The following is an 18,606-nucleotide window of genomic DNA, read 5'->3' as shown; positions in this document are numbered from 1 at the left end:
ATGTACTCATATTCTAGCGAAAATAAAGGTAAATAGCTATTTTCCTATCACCTCCCCTTTCTCCTCCGATTGAAAAGAAGATAGGCACCTTTCCCGACTCTTTTCATATCATAAACCATCATGATCTAAAAGGAGGCTGGCAATATCATGTATTACGGTTATTATGACTACTCGCCATATGACATGCGCCAAAACACAAGGATCATTGCAGACCTTGAAAAGGCCATCAATGGCGAATATTCTGCGATCCAATGCTATGAAAAACTTGCACAAAAAGCAAAAAATCCTGAAGCGAAAAAAATCATTCAAGAAATACGTCAGGATGAAGTCAGACATTATCAGCTATTTACAAAGCTATACTATTCTTTGACTGGTAAAAACCACAAACCAAGCATAACAGAGCCTTGTCCAGACCAATTTAGGGAAGGTCTCTTATTTGCCTTTAAAGACGAACAAAAAACAGTCGATTTTTACTTAACGGTATCAGACTATGTCCGTGATCAAGGAACAAAGGAATTAATGAAGCGTATTGCTCAAGATGAACAGCAGCATGCTGTCTGGTTTCTATATCTTTTAACGCACCATGTTTCTTAGTTACCCCTATTTTAATAGGAGATCGTATGTTCCGTCAAAAAATGAAATTGCTTTTTTGCTCATTCAATATGTGAAATAAAGGGCTGTCATCATCAAAACGACTCTTCGCTTTTCCTTTTTTAATGATAAAACGACCTTTTGACCATAAAAAAACTCCTCTGCTACAAATCGCAGAAGGAGTTTTTTGTTATTTAATGAAATTTTGCTTCATTGCTTTGTTGCTGTTGTTTTAACAATCCATCAATCGAAAGCATCTTGCTGCCACTAAGTGTCAAGTAAAGCGCCATGACCATTAAAGAAAGTTCAAATTCATAACCGCCCACAAATCCTCTTGCAAAACCAACTGTGATAATGGCTACAGCCATAATTGGTACAAATAAAGCTGCGAAAAGACGTGTGCCTAAACCTAGAATCAGGGCAATTCCACCAACCAGTTCAATTGTTTTGACAATATAGGCCATAAATTCAGGAACACCAATTTGACCAAAAAATGCAGCAGTGCCTCCTAGTCCACCTTGATATGCTTGAAGTCCATGTAAAAAGAAAATAATGCCTAAGATGACGCGTACAAAAAGTGTTCCTATTTCTTGATTTGTTTTCATATAGTGATTTCCTCCCATTTTTACACTACATCATGTAATGTTCATTCGTAAAAAAAATTAGTAATTTAAGTTGAGCATAATCATTAAGACCAACATGAGGATGGTTGATGTCACAATTGGGATAAGTGGTACATTGAACGGTATGTTGTATGTTGGGTTTAAGATTTTTTGGATTCTTAAATTCAATGCTCGATCTCCAAAGGACACGGCAAATTTCGTTTGTTTTTGAAACTGGGTTCTATTTTTAATGAGTTTCAAAAGGGCTTGCCCTACTCCTAGCTCAGTCCCTGTCTGTTGAATGGCATAGTCATCTGCAATGACCTCACGAAAAACGGAGTAACTTTGTCTCATATGCTTTAACACAGGAATGTACCAAATCACTTTTGTGAGCATAGAGAAAGCGAAAGTCTTTAAAGGATCGTAGCTGTATTTGTGATGTAATTCGTGATAGACAACCGCATCGATTTCCCCTTCATCCAGCATGTCTATAAGCGCTGTTGAGAGATACACTTTTGGCCGAAGCATCCCCATTGCGAAAGCAAGCGGTTCATGGCAATGAAACACAATGATCTCATTTCTATAATTGTCTGATAGACTTTGCGTTGAATGTTGATCGACTGCCATCATCATATTTCTTTTGAAATGAAGATACTTTCTGACCTGCTTCGTCATATAGAAAACGGCAAAACCAAGCGTATACAAGACGAACGCATCCAGAAAATACTTTAGAGGAGTGAATCCATAAAATTCGAGAACAGATTGACATACATGGATCAGGTTATATGCTTGATTCCAGCCAAAAAAGCTTGAGAGTACATAATAGCCCATCTGGTAAAAGATCACTAAGCCAATCAATATACCGCCTAAAAACAGCAGACTCGACTTCATTTTAATCATGTCGTTTCTCCTCTTTTTTGGATGCAAGCCTTGCTTCGAGTACCTTCAGTAATTCAGGATCAGCACTTTCAATTGCGTCCACCATATGATTGACTGCAAGGGGGCCGAAATCATCCATCAGTCCTTGAGTAATCCATTTCGTTTGCTCATTTAGAAATTCTTCTTTTGTTAAAACAGGGTTATAGATAGATGAACGCCCTTTTGTTTTCTTTTCCACAATTCCTTTTTCGGTTAATCGATTGAGTACCGTCATGACCGTGTTGAAATTAATTGGCTTCTCATCTGACAGCTTCTGCTGTACCTCTTTAATCGGCATATCCTCACCTTGATAAAGGATCTCCATAATCCTTCCTTCTAAAGGACCGAAAAAGCGGTTCAATCCCTTTTCGTTATATTTAAAAGAAGGAATTTTCATGTCATCACCTCACACTAAGCATTGTAGTGTAATTGAAAATGATAGTCAACTGATAACAAAAATAGGGGAAAATCGTTGTATATTGTATTTGTTTTTGACAAAAATTATATGTCATTTATATCAAAAACAATTTTTTCTAACAGAGTTAACCATAAGATAATCTTATGAAAATACTAAAAAAATTCGTATTTTATTTATAGAGACTTTTGTATTATAGTGAAGATAACAACATTTCACTTACTGAACAAATATACAGGAAGAAGGTTTATACGTGATGAAGCAAGGAAACAGCCTTCGAACCGATCTCATTTTGATTGCGGTAAGCGGTTTAGGTGGATTCCTTTTGTCTCTAACAGGGATGTCTATCGGCTGGATGATTGGCACATTAATGACAGCTGCATTTATTGCCCTGCGCCGTCCCGCCCTGTTTCAGCGTAAAGGAAAGAATACCTTACGTATTCACAGCAGATGGCTACTCCTTGGTCAATTCATTCTCGGAATCGAACTAGGACAAAAAATGAACATGAAAGTCCTTCACATTTTCGCTGAAAATTGGCTTCCCGTGAGTTTCATGCTCGTCTTTTCTATTTTATTAGCCATGCTCTCCGGGTTTGTCTTATGGAAGCTGAGTAAAACAGATATGCTGACTAGCTTTGTCGGCACTGCCCCCGGCGGTCTTTCCGCTATGCCGGGCATCGCCCAAGAGGTTGGAGCAAATACAGCTGTAGTGAGTCTCGTACAAACGATACGTGTGTTAATGGTCGTACTGACCATTCCATTTACGGTATTTTATTTAAATACAAAAAGCCAATCAGATGCGGTAGTCGCCCAAGGCAGCGCCTTCTCATCAGGCGTTTTCACAATATCAAACATATCTTGGACTGCTGCACTCATTTTAGGGGCATGGCTGATGTCACGCCTAGCCGTGCGTCTTCACTTTCCCGCCCCTTGGCTGATCGGCAGTATGTTAGGTGTAGCGGCTCTCCAAGTAGGGGCAGGCGCCTTGACAGGTCATGATTTGATTCCTTACTGGCCAGCCCAAGCGAACATTGCGTCACAGGTATTTCTAGGGGCAACCATCGGGTCAAAAATGAATAAACAAATGTTTGTCGGGTTAAAAAATACCTTGATTGTGGCCGCCGTCAGCTCAGCCGGATTGATTGCTGCGACCGTTCTCAGTTCAATTGCCATTGCAGAAATAACAGGTATTTCTGTCATTACAGCCATTCTTGCTTTTTCGCCTGGCGGTATTGCAGAAATGGCCACAACAGCTGTTACACTTCATGAGGATTCCACCTTTGTTGTGGCTGTACAAGTCGTTAGAATTATTTTGGTCATCGCCATGCTGCCACCGTTTTTTCGTTTCTTACATCATGTCTGGGCAAAAAGACAGACTGATTATAAAGCCGCTAAATAGAAAGAGCCGCTCTACTTATGCAGAGCGGCTCTTTTTTATTCATCATGATTCCTTTTTACACCGACTACTTGATCCTTTGAGATCGTTCCAAAATGCCGGCTGTCAAAGCTATGTATTCGATTATCTCCGATCACGAAGTAATGATTGTTTTGTATGTTCTGACGACCGGTGATGGCTTTCAGCTGAAAATCACCTGTTAGGACGTTGCCCATTTTATGTTTTTTCTGCTCTTTTAAATACGGCTCTTTCCACTTTACACCATCAACAAACAGTTGATCATCTTCATATTTGATTGTTTCTCCTGGAAGCCCAATGACCCGTTTGATCAAGATTTGATTTTTAGGGCCATGAAATAATACATAGTCAAACCGGCTAATTTTCGTGAGTTTTGGCGAGAACTTGTTAATTAATAATTCTGTTCCATCTGTAAATGTCGGGTCCATACTAACCCCTTCTACTTTGTACGTGACAAACATGAAATTCTTTACTTGGAACAACAAGACGATGCATGTAATAATCATGAACCATAGCAATGGCTTCTTTTTCATTAAGAGCCTCCTTTGTCCTCACGCTGACTCATCCGAATATTCAACCTATTTTCTACTCTCTTTCCAACATACCATAATAAAGCAATGACTAGAACCGCAAAAACACTTCTTAACGGATTCTTTACTAAAGCTGAAATGTCATAGCCGATAAAACTAATAATAAAGAGCATGACACACTTCCCTGATAAAGCAGCTAATGAGAACTGCCAGACGCTGATTCTTGATAGACCTGCTACGACATTAACGGCAGCAGACGGTGTAAAAGGAAAGCAGAGTAAAATAAACAACGGACCAAATCCCCGCTTTTCAACCCAAAGCATTAGCTTTTGAATAGAAGGGTGTCTGCTAATAAAGTTCAACATCCTCATCTGTCCAAATTTTCTGATCAGTAAAAAGACAAGGATAGACCCTGCACTTGCACCAATCCAGGTCAATAAAAAGCCTTCCCATAGCCCAAAAGCATTTGCATTGGCCACCGCAAATGCCACGAGAGGTAAAAACGGTAGAAATGCTTCTATTAAAGGGAGTAATATAGCCACAATGGGTCCAAAAGCCTTGTAGCTTTCAAAAAATGATGTGATATTTTCATGAGTAAATATAGAAAGAAATAATGGCAACTTGTTTGACTCCTTCAAGGTTTGTCTATCTTTCATTTTACATGGAAAACATAAAAATATACAAATGAATCCCTCTCAGCCCCCCCCTTGAGATTTTTTAACTCATCCGATATAATAAATAAGAACAAATGTTCTATATATAAAGAAAGCAGGCATGGACATGACGAGATTATCAAGCGTACAACTTCAGATGATGGAACAAGCCATCTTTCTTCCAATGGTCATCTCCATCCTCAATCGTGATTTGACGTACCTTAAAAAACATCAAACATTCAAACTAAATGAACCATATATTCAGCTAGTCACCTCTTCATTAAAAGAAGCACAAAAAGCCCTTTATCAACTGAAACAACAGTTGCGTAAAGAAAAAATGAACGTACAGCAAATTGAACACGATGAAGGATTTACGACATATTTATTTCTGATCAATGGCTATGAAGAAAAGCATAAATATTTTAATCCCCGTATACGTCATCGTGTAGAAGAAATGCTCACCCATTATTTCCTCCATTCAGGAAAATAATATGGTTATATTTTACATTTATAGAAGGAACTCTTCAGTTTTTGGCGAATTGATTATTATACCAAAAATTAGGAGGTTAAAAACTAATGTTCAAAAAAATAACAGCACTCACCTTAGCAGCAGGATTACTTGTGCCAAGCACAGTGTCAGCATTAGAACCACTGCAAACAGGAAAACAAGCCCCAGCAACATCTGCACAAATAACAAGTGTAGCCTATACAACGGTTTCTATCGTTGGAAAACGAGTGAAGTTTGAAGTGAAAGCACTCGAAAATCCTTTTAACATGAATTACTATAATCGAATTGCTTGGACGAGTACGGACGAAGAGCCAAGTGTATTCAATGACAATATTCTATCGGTCATTGTCGCTAAAAAAACCGGACAGGCTTATCAAGTCTCTTCATACGAAGCACTCATTTCGGTAAAGGACAAGATTGAATCAGGTCAAAAGGTGTATGGCTGGGCGCTTGCTTTAAATGGTGTGTGGTACCCAACGATGCCTGCAACCCTCTATTATTAAAAAAAGCCTGCCACTGTGGCAGGCTCTTTCTCCATTATGATAATTCGAGCTGTTTTCTCAGCTCTTGTCTCACTTCTTCTAATCCTGGTCCATCTAACTCAAAGTAATACACATTCCCAGGCTGGTAATCGTGCCCTTTTAACTGGATGGTATCCACTGATTTTAATGAACTCAGTAAAGGGAATAGACCGATCAACTGTTTCATGGATAAATTGGTGGAGACGTTATCTCCAAGTGTATCAATGATGTTGTCATAAGACGGTATGGACGAAATGGATTTGGATTTTTCAAAGATGGCTTGAAGTGCTTCCATTTGGCGCTTTCCGCGCATGAGATCACTATCTGCCTTTCTCGTTCTCACAAACGCTAATGCTTCTTCACCACTGAGCGTATGCGTGCCTGTTTCCACATGAACTTTTCCTTTTGAATCCTTTTCCATTTGTTTTGCAATGCCTTCATCTTCAATCGTTACGTCAATTCCATTTAGCTCATCGACAATGTCTTGAAACGCCTTAAAGTTTCCTGCAATCACATAGTCTACCGGGATGTTTAACAAATTCTCTACCGTTTTGACTGATAAATCTGCACTCCCAAACGCATGGGCGTGAGCAATTTTATCATATCCTCTCCCCGGTATATCAACATAAGAATCACGAGGAATACTTAGGAGCTTGATCGTTTTGTCTGTTCGATTCACCGTCGCCAGTAAGACCGCATCACTTCTTGCTTCGTCTACCGTTTCACCTGGACGGCTGTCAATCCCTAAGAGCAGCACCGAAAAGCTATCCTTTCCTGGATCAAAAGCTTTCACACGCTTTTGCGAGGTCTCTCCTCTTTCTAAAGATACTTGCGCTTTATTCGACGCTTTTGAAATTTTATAGTATGCGTATCCTGTGACAGATACTGCCATGATCATGACAAATGCCATGATAAATAGCACGACTTTCACCCAAGGTCTTAGCCTTCTTTTTGATCTTGTTTTCTCCTTCATCCTTTCCGAACCCTCACTCTATCTTAGTCTCACAATGTAGGTTCCACTATAACATATTTTGATGAAAGTTTCCTGCATGCAACATATTTTTATGTATCCACAATAAAAAAGCTGCTCAAAATGAGCAGCTTCAGATTGCTGACAAAGGGCTAAAATGAACTTGATTTTAGCCCTTTGTCTTCTTTTCAGCGTGATAGAAAACCTTTGCAGTCTAGGAAGGACGAGTACTGGCGCGGAGCGAATTTCACATTCGTGAGCACCAGCACGCAGGACTGACACCGAATGCGAGGGTTTGTCTACACGCTGAAGCTGCTCAAAATGAGCAGCTTTTCATCCATTACTTTTGTTCAATTCCTTTTTTCACTTCATCAATCATCGCATTCAATGATTCAAGGCCGCCGCCTGCTAAATACCACATGTCAGAGTTTAAATACACCACATGATTGTTTTTCACTGCGTTGACTGATTTCACATAATCATTTTCAACAAGTTGTTTCGCAGACGTTTCTTCTCCAATTGCCGCGCCGCGATCCACGACAAATAAGTAATCTGGGTTCGTTTTGACCATATACTCATACGAAATGCTTTGTCCATGTTTATCAGATGGCTCTAGCTTTTGATCTGCTGGTGTGATGCCAAATACATCATGGATCAGACCATATCTTGACTTAGGACCAAATGCCGTCATTTTGCTGTCGTTCGCCATGATGACGAGACCATTTTTCTTTAACTCTTTTGCTTGTTTCTTTAATGCATCTACTTTTTGATCAATAGCAGAAAGTTCTTTTTTGACTTGGTCTTCCTTATCAAAAATCTTTCCTAATGTTTCAGCATTCTTTTTAAATGAATCCATATAGTTTGCATTATCTACATCCATATAAATCGTCGGAGCAATTTTAGAAAATTCATCAAATGCATCTGCTTGACGGTGCTGAATAATGATCAAGTCAGGCTTGATTTCTGCAATTTTCTCAAAGTCTGGCTCTTTTAAGCCGCCGACATTCTCATATTTGTCACTTTCATATTTAGATAAATAGTGAGGAATCACTTGTTTTGGTAAGGCTGTCACGTTGACACCAAGCTTATCAAGTGTATCGAGACTTCCCATATCAAAGACGACGACTTTTTTCGGGTTTTTCTTGATTTTTACACCGTCTTTATTCAACATATCCTTTACTGTTACGGTTTCCTCATTCGTTCCCGCTGTTTTTCCTTGGTTACCACAGGCAGCAAGGACAGCAATCGCTGTTAATACTGTTATCATCCAAATCCATTTTTTCATGATTGATCACCTCTTCATTTTTTCAAGAAAAATATAAGCAAATACGCTCACCACGAATGACTTCGATCGGTATGCGCATGTCATAAATGTGTTCAAGTGCTTCTGTTTGAATCACTTCATCAACGCTTCCTTCTTTGATTACCTGACCCTCTTTTAAGGCGACGATGTGATCTGAATAGACAGATGCAAAGTTAATATCATGGAGAACAACAACAATCGTTTTTCCAAGATCTTTCACGAGCTGCTGAAACAGCTTCATCATTTCAACTGAATGGTTCATATCTAAATTATTTAAAGGCTCATCTAAGAAAATATAATCCGTATCCTGAGCCAGCACCATGGCAATAAAGGCTCTCTGCCTTTGTCCGCCGCTTAGTTCATCTAAATATTGATGCTGGATTTCGACGAGTCTCATGTATTGAAGCGACACATCAATCATGTTCTCATCTTCTTTTGTCAAGCGGCCTTGAGAGTAAGGAAAGCGACCAAAGCTGACAAGCTCACGAACGGTCAGACGCACACTCATGTGGTTCGACTGCTTCAAGATGCTCATTTTTTTCGCAAGCTCCTGAGGAGAGTACGCACGATAAGGTTTGTCCTCTAAATAAGCTTCCCCAGTATCAGGTTGAATCAGGCGGCTCATGATGGACAAAAGCGTACTTTTGCCTGCGCCATTTGGACCAATGAGAGAGGTCAGCTGTCCTTTTTTTACACTGACAGTTGTTTCGTGAAGCACTGTTTTTCCGTTATATGTCTTACTGACTCCCTTCATCACGACCATGAACGACTCTCCTTTAAAAGTAGATAAATAAAATACAGTCCGCCGACTAAATCAATCAGCACACTAAGCGGTGTTTGAAACGTAAATACCTTTTCCACAAGAAATTCCCCGCCTACAAGCGCAATGACACTAATGAAAAACGAGCCTAATAGCAAGTACGTGTGCCGATATGTACGAAACAGCTCTCTTGCCACATTTACAACGAGTAAGCCAAGAAACGTAATCGGGCCGACGAGGGCCGTCGCAATAGAAACAAGGACGGCAATGACGATCAGCATCTTTTTTGTGATCCTGTCATAGTCAATCCCGAGATTCACAGCCTGTTCCTTTCCTAACGACATGACATCTAATTTCGCGCGGAAGGTCCATATATAAAGACAAAGTGCCGCAAATAAAAGAGAAGCGAAGAGTAAAATATCTGTGTTCATGTGATTAAAGCTGGCAAAGGACTTGTCCTGTACGACTTGGTATTCATTCGGGTCAATGAGCATTTCCATAAAGGAAGAAAGACTTTTGAACAATGTTCCAAACACAATCCCGACAAGCAGGAGTAAGAAAATATGCTTGTTTTTGCGCTTGAACATGACCGTATAGAGCAGCACAGAAAACAGAATCATTAATCCAACGCAGAGAAAGAAATTCAGGTTCTTATTCGCGATCATCAAATTGGTCGATCCAAAAAGATAAATAATCGCCGTTTGCAAAAACAAGTAAAGCGCGTCTAACCCTAAAATGCTTGGCGTTAAGATTCGGTTGTTGGTCAATGTTTGAAATACAACAGAGGAAAAGGCAATCGCGCCTCCTGTCAAAGTCATGGCAAGCACCTTTTTTAAACGGCTCGGCACTGTGTACTCCCAGTACCCCATTTGAAAGGTGACGAAGATGACAACGAATACGGCTGCAATGGCTGCAATGAGAAATAATGTTCGTTTCTTATGCATAGCGCTTCCTCCTTAATAACATGTACAGGAAGATCGCACTTCCAATGATGCCGACCATAAGCCCGACAGATATTTCATATGGATAAATAATCACCCGTCCGAGCACGTCACATATGAGCACAAAAATGGCCCCTAATAAAGCCGTATGCGGCAGGCTCTTTTTCAAGTGATCCCCTCGGTAGATCGATACAATATTCGGAATGATTAAGCCAAGGAATGGCAGCATGCCAACAGTCAAAATCGTTACAGAAGTAATCATCGAAACAATCACCAAACCAACTGCCATGACACGTTTATACGTTAAACCTAAATTGACGGCAAAGCTCTCACCCATACCAGCCACTGTAAAGCGGTCAGCATATAAATACGCGATGATCAATAGAGGAACACTCACATAGAGCAGTTCATAACGCCCCTGAACAATAAGAGAAAAATCCCCTTGCAGCCATGCGGATACGTTTTGGATCAAATCATATTTATAGGCTATAAACGTGGAAATTGAACTAACAATTCCGCCAAACATTAAGCCGACTAACGGTACGTAGATCGTATCGTTCACCTTAATATGGCGTAGAATTTTTAAGAATAATAGATTGCCAGCTAACGTAAATAAAAACGCAATCGCCATTTTCATCAGCGGGCTTGCCTGTGTAAAAACAAGCATAGCGGTTAAAATACCCAGCTTGGCCCAATCCATTGTTCCTGCAGTCGTTGGAGAGACAAATTTATTTCTCGTCATGCTTTGCATGATAAAACCGCATAAGCTCAGGCTCATGCCAGCAAGCACAATACTCATCAGCCGCGGGATGCGACTTGAAAATAAGGTGTTCATTTGTTCATCTGATAGATGAAACAACTGTAAAAGAGACAGGTCCTGTACTCCGACAAACAGCGACGCACATGCCAAACACACAAACAACAAACTTAATTGGTACAACTTCATACAGGGTTCACACTTTCTATCAAGCTCTCTGCCACAAATGATTATCATTATCAATTAACGGCAGTTCATATATTATCATATTTAGTGAAATATTCAATAGTAGAATGAGAAAGGGTGAAAACTGCATAAAAAAACAGCTTTTAGGATCAGCTGCTTTTTTACACTTCAATATTCAATTGAAACTGCCCTTGCAGTTCCTCTTCAGCCTCTTGAAATAACTGCCGCAAATTCTCTGCATAATCACCAAGCTCGTCTTTGCTTGCTTGATAATGAATCCATGTAAGCTCTACAGGCAAGCTCACTTCTCCTGTTAAACAGTCCCAAAGGGCATCAAGATTTTTCCCGTAATGATCAGGAAGTTGTAACACTGTTTTTAGTTGATCATGAAGCTCCTCTTGTGATCTGCACATCGCTCCATTTAGCTGTACTTTTTTCATTTCCCTCCCCCTCTTCTGTCTTTATTTTAAACGAATTGGAGAGGAAAGAGAAAGAATCCATTTCACTTTTGCCTCTCTCTGAAACTTAAACTAAACAAGATCAGACAGGCTGCCAGCACGAGCATGAAAAAGAGCGTTAACACTGTCTGAGTACCGTACATATCAGCAAAGAGACCAACGAACACACTTGGTATGCCAAGACCTAGATACGCAAACAAGTAATATCCAGCAACGGCTCTAGCCGCTTCCTTCTTCCCTTTCTCAACAATCAGCTGGAGACCGCCTAAGTAAGTAAATCCATAGCAAGCTGTGCCCGCTAAAAGAGTTCCAGCAAGGACAAGGAATATAGACCCGCTATTAGCACCGAATAACAGCAGGCCATATCCGCACGGAAGACAAATAAAACCGATACGAAGCGCTGCACTGCTATTCATCTTTCGGACAAAAGGCTGCATCAGAACACCTGCCATATTAATAAAAAACAGCGCCGGGCCTACCCACAATTCATAGCCATTTAATTTAAGCTGTGCTGGCAAAATCGAAATGACAAGACCGCACACAGACCATGCGATAGCAATGGCTATGTTCGCAGGCATTGTCCCTTTTGGAAACCTCGGCATGTTCATGAGCGGTTTACTTGCATCCCCTTGTACAGGCGGCACCAAAAAGAATACAGCAACAATCGTCAACATAATCAAGACCAACACAATCCAATAGCTAAGAGGCGTCAGTGACACTTGCTCAAAAGAAAGAATCGCTGTAAAAAGAGCACCTCCACCAAATCCAATTGAACTGCATAATGCGATAAACGTTGGGATCCAGCCCGATTTCTCTGGATATAAAGCAATCAAGTAGGCAGTACATGTGCCAACACTTAACCCAAGTCCCACTCCTTGCAGCAGCCGGGCGACAAAGAGCATTTGTATGGTCGGATGCACGATCATGAGCAGGGTGGCACATAATGAAAAGCAAAGAGCGATCAATAAAATCGGTTTTCGTCCAGCCCGGTCAGACATGCCGCCAAGTAACAGTAATACTGGAATCAGTCCGAAAACATACGCAGCAAACACAAGGGCTGTTGACGCCTTTCCGTATCCTGCCTGCTCTGCATATTCCGTATAAAGAGGGACTTGCAGGTTCACTGCTGTTGTAATCATAAAAAGGCTAAATAAAACGAACACAAACGGAATCATGGATAGCTGTGCTGTTTCTTCTTTTGATGCAGGAATCATGGGACTCTCTCCTCTGTGTAAATGATATGAACCAGTGTACACATCATTTGGATTTCTTCCCACATCCAAAAATGAAGCTATTGACCAGTCCATAATTCCATGTCATCATCAATGATGACATGACAAAGGAAAGAAGGTGCACTGTGTACATTCATTTAGACCGTTCCAGCTCTACCCCGCTCTGGCAGCAAATCGTCAATGGCATCATTCAAAAAATTCATACAAACACCCTGAATCCTGATGATCAGTTGACTCCGACAAGAGTATTGGCACAAGAGCTCAACGTATCTCGATCCACCGTACAGCTTGCCTATGATGAACTGCTGGCAAGAGGCTATGTCAGCACCTCTAGAAGAGGCGGAACAAAGGTCATTTCAAGTGATCACTATGCTGCTTCTCCCCCACATCAAAACGAACCGCCTTTTGCACTTCCGACAAGACCTCACTTTGACGAGGCTGAAAAACAAATGGATCACTGGCTCTCGGCCAATCAATTTCATGACACACTTGAGATTGATTTCCGCCATCAAGAACCAGCCATCGACGACCATTTTCAAAACATATGGAAACGCTCGCTTCTAAAAGCATTACAGCGTTTAAATATGAAAGATTGGGGCTATTCTTCTCCGCATGGATTATGGGAAGTGCGTTCAGAAATTCGCCAATACTTATCCGTTGAACGCGGCATTGATATAGAAGAAGACCAAATGGTGTTAACAGGGGGAACACAACAAGCCATTGACTTGATTTCACAAGTCATGCTCAAAAAAGGAGATACAGTCGCTGTTGAAGATCCTGGTTTTCCTGGAGCTAGGTTGTCCTTTTTACATCGCGAAATGAATATTTACCCCGCACCAGTCGATGAAGAAGGAATGATGGTGAATACATTGCCAGAACGTACAAAGCTGATCGCTGTAACGCCCTCTCATCAGCGGCCAACCGGTGTCTGTATGAGCGTCAATAGAAGACGGGAGCTGTTGCAGTTTGCTGCGAAGGCTCAATCTTACATATTAGAAGATGATTTTGATGGGGATTATCGTTATCATGGCGGACCGCTTCCTTCTTTATTTTCAGAAGCACCCGATCATGTGATCTATATTGTCAGTTTTTCCAAGGTGCTTGCACCAGGCATCCGCCTTGCTGCCATCATCGGCTCCAAAGCAGTCATCAAAGAAATCGCTGCACTGCAATCACTTATTCAAAGACAGCTGCCGATCATGGAACAAATCACTCTTGCCTCTTTTTTCAGAGAAGGAGAATTTACGCGATATGTCAGGCGGATGAGACAGGTGTATAAAAAACGGCAGGCAGCGATGATGGATGCTCTTTTGACACATCACTTTGATAAACACTTCCGTTTATATGGAACCGATACAGGCCTTCACGTCTTTTTGGAAGGAACATCAGAATTTGATGAACAAGGCACGATTGAGGCCGCAAAAGCGGCAGGTGTCGGCATTTATCCATTAAGCCCCTATTGTTATGAAAGCAAAAGGAAAGGGTTACTGCTTGGTTTTGCCTGTACGGATGAAGCCATGATTCAAGAAGGTGTACGCCGATTAAAGCAAACACTGCACATCTAAAAAAGCCTGGAAGTCTCTCTTCCAGGCTTTTCATTGTGATTGCTGAACGTTTCCCACTTCTTCAATGAAAGAGGCTGTCTCTTGCAATCCATCTTGAAAATATTGAGTGGCTGACATAAACAGCTTTTCTTGATCAGGACGCTTCAACAGCTGCTCTACCTTGCTCATTCCTTTTTCAAATGAAGCAAGACCTGTCTTTAATTGTTTGTCTGCCTTTTGATACACAGCTGGCACTTCTTGATGAGTAAGCCCTTTTTGAATGACACGGTCGAATGCTTTCGTCGCTTTTGTCAATTTTTCATTGACTTGAATTTTTCCATGTCCATCTGAAATAAATTGATCGGTCATGTTTTCATATGCTTCATTTAACTCATCCATATAACGCTGAACCCATTGTTCATACGCAGCTTCTTTTGTGTTTTGTTTTGAAGGCGGCTGACCTGCTTGATTGCAGGCTGTGAGTAGTGTCACTGTCACGGTAAATAGCAGCATCAAATGCCATCGTTTTTTCATACACGGCCCCCATTTCTCTTTCCCATTTGTTCATATCGGTCAAATATGATCAACTTTTACCTCATACGAACACCTTGCAAGAAATGACTTATTTTTATTGTAACAGACCGCATGTATCACTTCTGTGATTTATGCGGAAATGAATGAAAATCCTTCTAATGGTTCACATTTCCCTGCCATTTCATGATGATACAGTCAATAGACGACGAGAAAGGCACATTTGGTTTCAATCTATTTCATCTTCGTCATTTTTTCTCAAATAAAAAAGACCCCTTTCGGCGCCTTTTTCTTAGATGTATGGATTTCAAATGATGATCTTTCTTAGAATCAAATCTGCCTTATATTCTGCTCTGCATAGCGGCAACACCCTCTATGATCCTACCCATTTATTGCAGCTTTCCTTTACAAGCAATATCCAGCTCTTCTACCACTTCGCCATCTTGAATGAGGTATGCTTTTTCATGAAGATTCACAGCAGGACAGATGTGATTCGGAATAATTTGCACCTTCTCACCGATTTGTACACTTTGACGAAAGCCTTCATGATAGATAATGGCATGCTCGTCAAATACGCTTGAAACAAATACATCATCATATTCTTTCACTTTGCCTAAGCCCTCTGTTTTGGTCAGCCCTTTTGTACGTGTTTGTGCCGTCAGCCCCTTGGCCCCTACATCTGTAATCACCCGGCGCTCTGTCGGTTTACTAATGACCGTCGTCAGCACAGATGCTGCACAATGTGAATATGTGCCGATTACATTGGACTGGGAAGCATCCATCAAGATGTATGTGCCTGGCCGTATTTCTGTGACTCCTTTTGGAATATCAAATTGAAATAAAAATGGCGGTGTTGATCCAATACTGACGACCTCTAGCGGCATACCAGCTTCTTCTGCAATCTGCGCAAAACGGAGCGTTCGATTTACAGCCTCCTTGTATAATGTCTGGCAATGTGCTTTACTTTCGGCTTGATACGTATGACCATCATGAGAAAAAATCCCCTTTAAATGAACGGCATCACTTGTTTGAATCGCCTCTAATATGTGGCAGAAATCACGTTCTTCAATGACACCAGATCTTCCCTCTCCAACCTCTATCTCAATTAAAACCTCCGCTTTTTTCTCTGATTCACGAAAGACTTGCTCAATCTGCTTCACATGCTCAACACAATCTATACCGAATGAAATCTGTATCGACTCTGCCAGTTTACGAATCCGCTTGAGTTTAGTCTCACCTACAATTTGATTGGCGATAAAAATATCCTTGAGCCCATGGGCTGCCATTACTTCAGCCTCTCCTACTTTCGCTACCGTAATGCCAGATGCACCTTTCTCTTCCTGCAGCTTGGCAAGTGCAGGCGTTTTATGCGTTTTCGTATGAGGGCGCAATTTGACATGCTGACGGTCTGCGTATTGCTGCATCGCCGCTACATTCTCCATCATCACCCGTTTATCAATGAGTAGTGCCGGCGTATCCAGTTCTTCATACATCATCCCCATGACCCCTTTCATTATATAAAAAATTATACGATATAGATAAATTATATATTTTTTTATACGATAATCAATGGTTTTTTCTGCAAAAAAGTGATGGCGATGAGTAAGCAGTCCAGCGGCTGTCTGCCGCTGGTCTCTCACTAATAACGATTACGAAGTTCTCTTAAGATAAAATCATACACAAGGTTGAGCTGCTGTTCCTTTGGATACAGCATAAATTCTTGTTTCTTAGGAAGACCTCCATCAAGTCGATCTTGAAATTTCGTTCGGAGATACGCTGTTCGGTGTACCTGACTCTCAAATGACTTATATGAGACATCTAGTTTGACCGATTGCTCATTTGTAAAAGTAACAACCGTGTCTCCGAGGGATGATTCCTGAAAGATATGAATGTATTTGTGGGAGATCCATCCGCATTGAGGGCGGTTGGATGAATAGGTTGGGAAGAAATACAGATGATTGGATGAGTCAATCACGATGGGAGGCTTGTGGGAAATTCCTGTTACTTCGTATGTTCCCGCTTTTCTGCCTGCATAGCTTGAGCCAAAGAACCTGCAACTACGTTCTATAATTTGCAGCGGCTTTAATTCAACGTAAAAGCTTGTCTCTCTTTCGATCACTTTTGAATATACTCGTTTTCCTTCTTCAACCGGAAGGACCGCCATTGTTGTTTGATTAATGACGTATGAATCTAATGGTGTTTCACTAATTCCTGACACTTCATTTCCTCCTGTGTTAATTTTTGGTTATTTTAGATACTATTAATCTATCACCAACGTATAAGAAACGACAGGATTTTTTCAATATTTATTTAAAATTATCTTTTTATCATATTTTTTAGTACATTCGATCTATCTAAAAGCCATTTTTAAAGATATATCGTATCTTGTCGACTGGACAAGGGGTGTCGATATGGCTCAAAAATAAATTGTCTAAAAATTATAAATTCTTGTTGATTTTTTCTCCGCCAATCCATATACTATAAAAAAGGCATCGGGGGGATTCTTTATGAAAGAGAAAAAAACGTATGCTGAGCTCATGAAGTCCCGCAACACCCAAAAAACCGAAGAGAATGGCGTTACTATTTTAGACATTTATATTCAAATGGTTTTAGATGAGGCGCTTTATAAACAGCGCTTAACCTTCCTTAGAGAAGAGATTGACAAGGCGCTAGATCAGCGTGATGAAAAGCGTTTTAATGACCTGTCAGCTCAATATGCAGAACATTGCTTACATCAATCATGATGATTTTACTTGCGGCAGAGAGACAGAAACTTGTCTCTTTACCGCAAGTTTTTTGTTTTTATCCATTTAATATGGTTCCGCCATTCACATGAATCATTTGTCCATTTATATAAGAAGAGTCTTCGCTCGCTAAAAATAAATAACTCGGCGCTAACTCTACTGGTTCACCAGGCCGCTCCATTGGGACATCTCCACCAAATTCAGACACTTCCTTTTCCGTAAATGTGGATGGAATCAGCGGTGTCCAAATCGGTCCAGGCGCTACCCCATTTACCCGAATCCCTTGTTTGATAAGAGATAGAGATAATGACCTTGTAAACGTTACAACCGCCCCTTTTGTCGATGAATAATCAATTAAGGTTTCATGACCTTTATAAGCAGTGACCGATGCTGTATTAATAATACTGCTTCCTTTCTTTAAATGAGGGAGCACCGCTTTTGTTAAATAGAACATGGCAAATATATTCGTTTGAAATGTCCGAAGAAGCTGGTGAGAGGTAATCTGTTCAATGCTTTTTTGCGGATGCTGTTCACCTGCGTTGTTGACCAAAATATCAATCGAACCGAAAGCATCTTTTGTTTGTTTGACGACCTCGTGTGAAAAAGCTTCATCGCCTAGATCACCTGCTATTAAGATGACGCGGCCTCCCATTTTTTCAATATAGTCCTTCGTTTCTTCCGCATCACGGTGTTCATTCAAATAAACAATCGCTACATTGGCTCCTTCTTTCGCAAATAAGACAGATACTGCTCGTCCAATCCCGCTGTCTCCACCTGTGACAATCGCCGTTTTCCCTGTCAGCTTTTTGCCTTGCACCTCTCGATCAAAGATAGGTCTAGGGTTCATTTTATATTCAAGTCCTGGACGTTCGTTCTGATGCTGAGGCGGTAACGTTTTCTTTGGCTGCTTTGTTGACACGTCAGTCCACTCCTTCCTTTTTATCTCGTTTATTTTTATGTGTTGCTCATTTTTTTATGTATTTCGCTCTTGTTTTCACTAAAATGTATGATTTTCAGCATCGTGGAAA

General features: G+C 40.7%; 22 protein-coding genes. 6 read left to right on the top strand and 16 right to left on the bottom strand.

What is annotated here, in order from left to right:
* The first annotated feature begins 147 nt into the window (after window positions 1-147).
* Window positions 148-594 (top strand): ferritin-like domain-containing protein, encoded by a 447-nt coding sequence (locus tag ACTJKA_RS07370; RefSeq protein WP_007499129.1) that lies wholly within the window; start codon window positions 148-150, stop codon window positions 592-594.
* Between the two features lie 191 nt (window positions 595-785).
* Here the strand turns inward: ACTJKA_RS07370 and ACTJKA_RS07365 are convergent, their stop codons facing one another.
* From ACTJKA_RS07365 to ACTJKA_RS07355, 3 genes are read right to left on the bottom strand one after another with little or no spacing between them, the layout of a single operon-like run.
* Complete coding sequence (locus ACTJKA_RS07365) at window positions 786-1,196, bottom strand: DoxX family protein (RefSeq protein WP_008348626.1); 411 nt, start codon at window positions 1,194-1,196, stop codon at window positions 786-788.
* A 57-nt stretch (window positions 1,197-1,253) separates the two neighbouring features.
* Window positions 1,254-2,093 carry a M56 family metallopeptidase gene (locus ACTJKA_RS07360; RefSeq protein ID WP_025207106.1) on the bottom strand — a complete coding sequence of 280 codons (840 nt, stop codon included), beginning with the start codon at window positions 2,091-2,093 and terminating at the stop codon, window positions 1,254-1,256.
* A complete protein-coding gene (locus tag ACTJKA_RS07355; RefSeq protein ID WP_007499135.1) occupies window positions 2,086-2,508 on the bottom strand; it encodes a BlaI/MecI/CopY family transcriptional regulator in 423 nt (140 codons plus the stop codon). Before ACTJKA_RS07355 ends, ACTJKA_RS07360 begins: the two co-directional genes overlap by 8 nt.
* Window positions 2,509-2,782: 274 nt before the next feature.
* On the opposite strand from ACTJKA_RS07355, the gene ACTJKA_RS07350 reads away from it, so the two are divergent.
* Window positions 2,783-3,925: an AbrB family transcriptional regulator gene (locus ACTJKA_RS07350; RefSeq protein ID WP_046526642.1), complete on the top strand. Its 1,143-nt coding sequence runs from the start codon at window positions 2,783-2,785 to the stop codon at window positions 3,923-3,925.
* A 35-nt stretch (window positions 3,926-3,960) separates the two neighbouring features.
* Here ACTJKA_RS07350 and lepB read toward each other — a convergent pair whose 3' ends face one another.
* Window positions 3,961-4,473 carry a signal peptidase I gene (gene lepB, locus ACTJKA_RS07345; protein ID WP_007499139.1) on the bottom strand — a complete coding sequence of 171 codons (513 nt, stop codon included), beginning with the start codon at window positions 4,471-4,473 and terminating at the stop codon, window positions 3,961-3,963.
* Window positions 4,473-5,090, bottom strand: a complete 618-nt coding sequence (locus ACTJKA_RS07340) for a TVP38/TMEM64 family protein (protein WP_017366969.1) — start codon at window positions 5,088-5,090, stop codon at window positions 4,473-4,475. Before ACTJKA_RS07340 ends, lepB begins: the two co-directional genes overlap by 1 nt.
* A gap of 160 nt (window positions 5,091-5,250) precedes the next feature.
* Between ACTJKA_RS07340 and ACTJKA_RS07335 the strand changes: the two genes are divergently transcribed.
* Together ACTJKA_RS07335 and ACTJKA_RS07330 are read left to right on the top strand one after the other, a co-directional pair.
* Window positions 5,251-5,613, top strand: coding sequence for a hypothetical protein (locus ACTJKA_RS07335; RefSeq protein ID WP_017360224.1), 363 nt, complete (start codon window positions 5,251-5,253; stop codon window positions 5,611-5,613).
* Window positions 5,614-5,699: 86 nt separating this feature from the next.
* Window positions 5,700-6,134 (top strand): enoyl-CoA hydratase, encoded by a 435-nt coding sequence (locus tag ACTJKA_RS07330; RefSeq protein WP_081114760.1) that lies wholly within the window; start codon window positions 5,700-5,702, stop codon window positions 6,132-6,134.
* 34 nt (window positions 6,135-6,168) lie between these two features.
* On the opposite strand, the gene ACTJKA_RS07325 is transcribed toward ACTJKA_RS07330, so the two are convergent.
* The 7 genes from ACTJKA_RS07325 to ACTJKA_RS07295 all read right to left on the bottom strand — a co-directional run bounded on the left by ACTJKA_RS07325 (window position 6,169) and on the right by ACTJKA_RS07295 (window position 12,741).
* Window positions 6,169-7,125 carry an LCP family protein gene (locus ACTJKA_RS07325; protein ID WP_007499147.1) on the bottom strand — a complete coding sequence of 319 codons (957 nt, stop codon included), beginning with the start codon at window positions 7,123-7,125 and terminating at the stop codon, window positions 6,169-6,171.
* A 337-nt stretch (window positions 7,126-7,462) separates the two neighbouring features.
* The gene (locus ACTJKA_RS07320; RefSeq protein ID WP_286108810.1) at window positions 7,463-8,407 is read right to left on the bottom strand and encodes a siderophore ABC transporter substrate-binding protein; all 945 of its coding nucleotides are present in this window, start codon (window positions 8,405-8,407) and stop codon (window positions 7,463-7,465) included.
* Window positions 8,408-8,429: 22 nt separating this feature from the next.
* The gene (locus ACTJKA_RS07315) at window positions 8,430-9,188 is read right to left on the bottom strand and encodes an iron ABC transporter ATP-binding protein (RefSeq protein ID WP_019743341.1); all 759 of its coding nucleotides are present in this window, start codon (window positions 9,186-9,188) and stop codon (window positions 8,430-8,432) included.
* Entirely contained in the window at window positions 9,179-10,129 is a 951-nt protein-coding gene (locus ACTJKA_RS07310) for an iron chelate uptake ABC transporter family permease subunit (protein WP_017366965.1), read from the bottom strand. Before ACTJKA_RS07310 ends, ACTJKA_RS07315 begins: the two co-directional genes overlap by 10 nt.
* The gene (locus tag ACTJKA_RS07305) at window positions 10,122-11,072 is read right to left on the bottom strand and encodes an ABC transporter permease (RefSeq protein ID WP_017366964.1); all 951 of its coding nucleotides are present in this window, start codon (window positions 11,070-11,072) and stop codon (window positions 10,122-10,124) included. The genes ACTJKA_RS07310 and ACTJKA_RS07305 overlap by 8 nt, the downstream gene beginning before the upstream one ends.
* Before the next feature lie 158 nt (window positions 11,073-11,230).
* Complete coding sequence (locus tag ACTJKA_RS07300; RefSeq protein ID WP_025207101.1) at window positions 11,231-11,509, bottom strand: barstar family protein; 279 nt, start codon at window positions 11,507-11,509, stop codon at window positions 11,231-11,233.
* Window positions 11,510-11,571: 62 nt separating this feature from the next.
* Entirely contained in the window at window positions 11,572-12,741 is a 1,170-nt protein-coding gene (locus ACTJKA_RS07295) for an MFS transporter (protein ID WP_017360232.1), read from the bottom strand.
* Window positions 12,742-12,884: 143 nt separating this feature from the next.
* Here ACTJKA_RS07295 and pdxR point away from each other — a divergent pair, with 143 nt between their 5' ends.
* Window positions 12,885-14,324: a MocR-like pyridoxine biosynthesis transcription factor PdxR gene (pdxR, locus tag ACTJKA_RS07290; RefSeq protein WP_440607667.1), complete on the top strand. Its 1,440-nt coding sequence runs from the start codon at window positions 12,885-12,887 to the stop codon at window positions 14,322-14,324.
* Window positions 14,325-14,354: 30 nt separating this feature from the next.
* Here the strand turns inward: pdxR and ACTJKA_RS07285 are convergent, their stop codons facing one another.
* The 3 genes from ACTJKA_RS07285 to ACTJKA_RS07275 form a co-directional block, all read right to left on the bottom strand.
* Window positions 14,355-14,837 carry a hypothetical protein gene (locus ACTJKA_RS07285; protein WP_046343108.1) on the bottom strand — a complete coding sequence of 161 codons (483 nt, stop codon included), beginning with the start codon at window positions 14,835-14,837 and terminating at the stop codon, window positions 14,355-14,357.
* Window positions 14,838-15,223: 386 nt separating this feature from the next.
* Window positions 15,224-16,330, bottom strand: coding sequence for a D-TA family PLP-dependent enzyme (locus ACTJKA_RS07280; RefSeq protein ID WP_129548215.1), 1,107 nt, complete (start codon window positions 16,328-16,330; stop codon window positions 15,224-15,226).
* A gap of 143 nt (window positions 16,331-16,473) precedes the next feature.
* Window positions 16,474-17,052: a competence protein ComK gene (locus ACTJKA_RS07275; RefSeq protein WP_017366958.1), complete on the bottom strand. Its 579-nt coding sequence runs from the start codon at window positions 17,050-17,052 to the stop codon at window positions 16,474-16,476.
* A 289-nt stretch (window positions 17,053-17,341) separates the two neighbouring features.
* On the opposite strand from ACTJKA_RS07275, the gene ACTJKA_RS07270 reads away from it, so the two are divergent.
* Window positions 17,342-17,578, top strand: coding sequence for an IDEAL domain-containing protein (locus tag ACTJKA_RS07270; protein WP_008348804.1), 237 nt, complete (start codon window positions 17,342-17,344; stop codon window positions 17,576-17,578).
* 58 nt (window positions 17,579-17,636) lie between these two features.
* Here the strand turns inward: ACTJKA_RS07270 and ACTJKA_RS07265 are convergent, their stop codons facing one another.
* Entirely contained in the window at window positions 17,637-18,497 is an 861-nt protein-coding gene (locus ACTJKA_RS07265) for an SDR family oxidoreductase (protein WP_017366957.1), read from the bottom strand.
* Window positions 18,498-18,606 lie beyond the last annotated feature (109 nt).

Source organism: Bacillus sp. 22190 (assembly GCF_052045575.1).
In the GTDB taxonomy this organism is placed as follows: domain Bacteria; phylum Bacillota; class Bacilli; order Bacillales; family Bacillaceae; genus Bacillus; species Bacillus altitudinis.
Note: the sequence above shows the minus strand (reverse complement) of the source record. Positions and strands in the feature narration are given on the sequence as shown.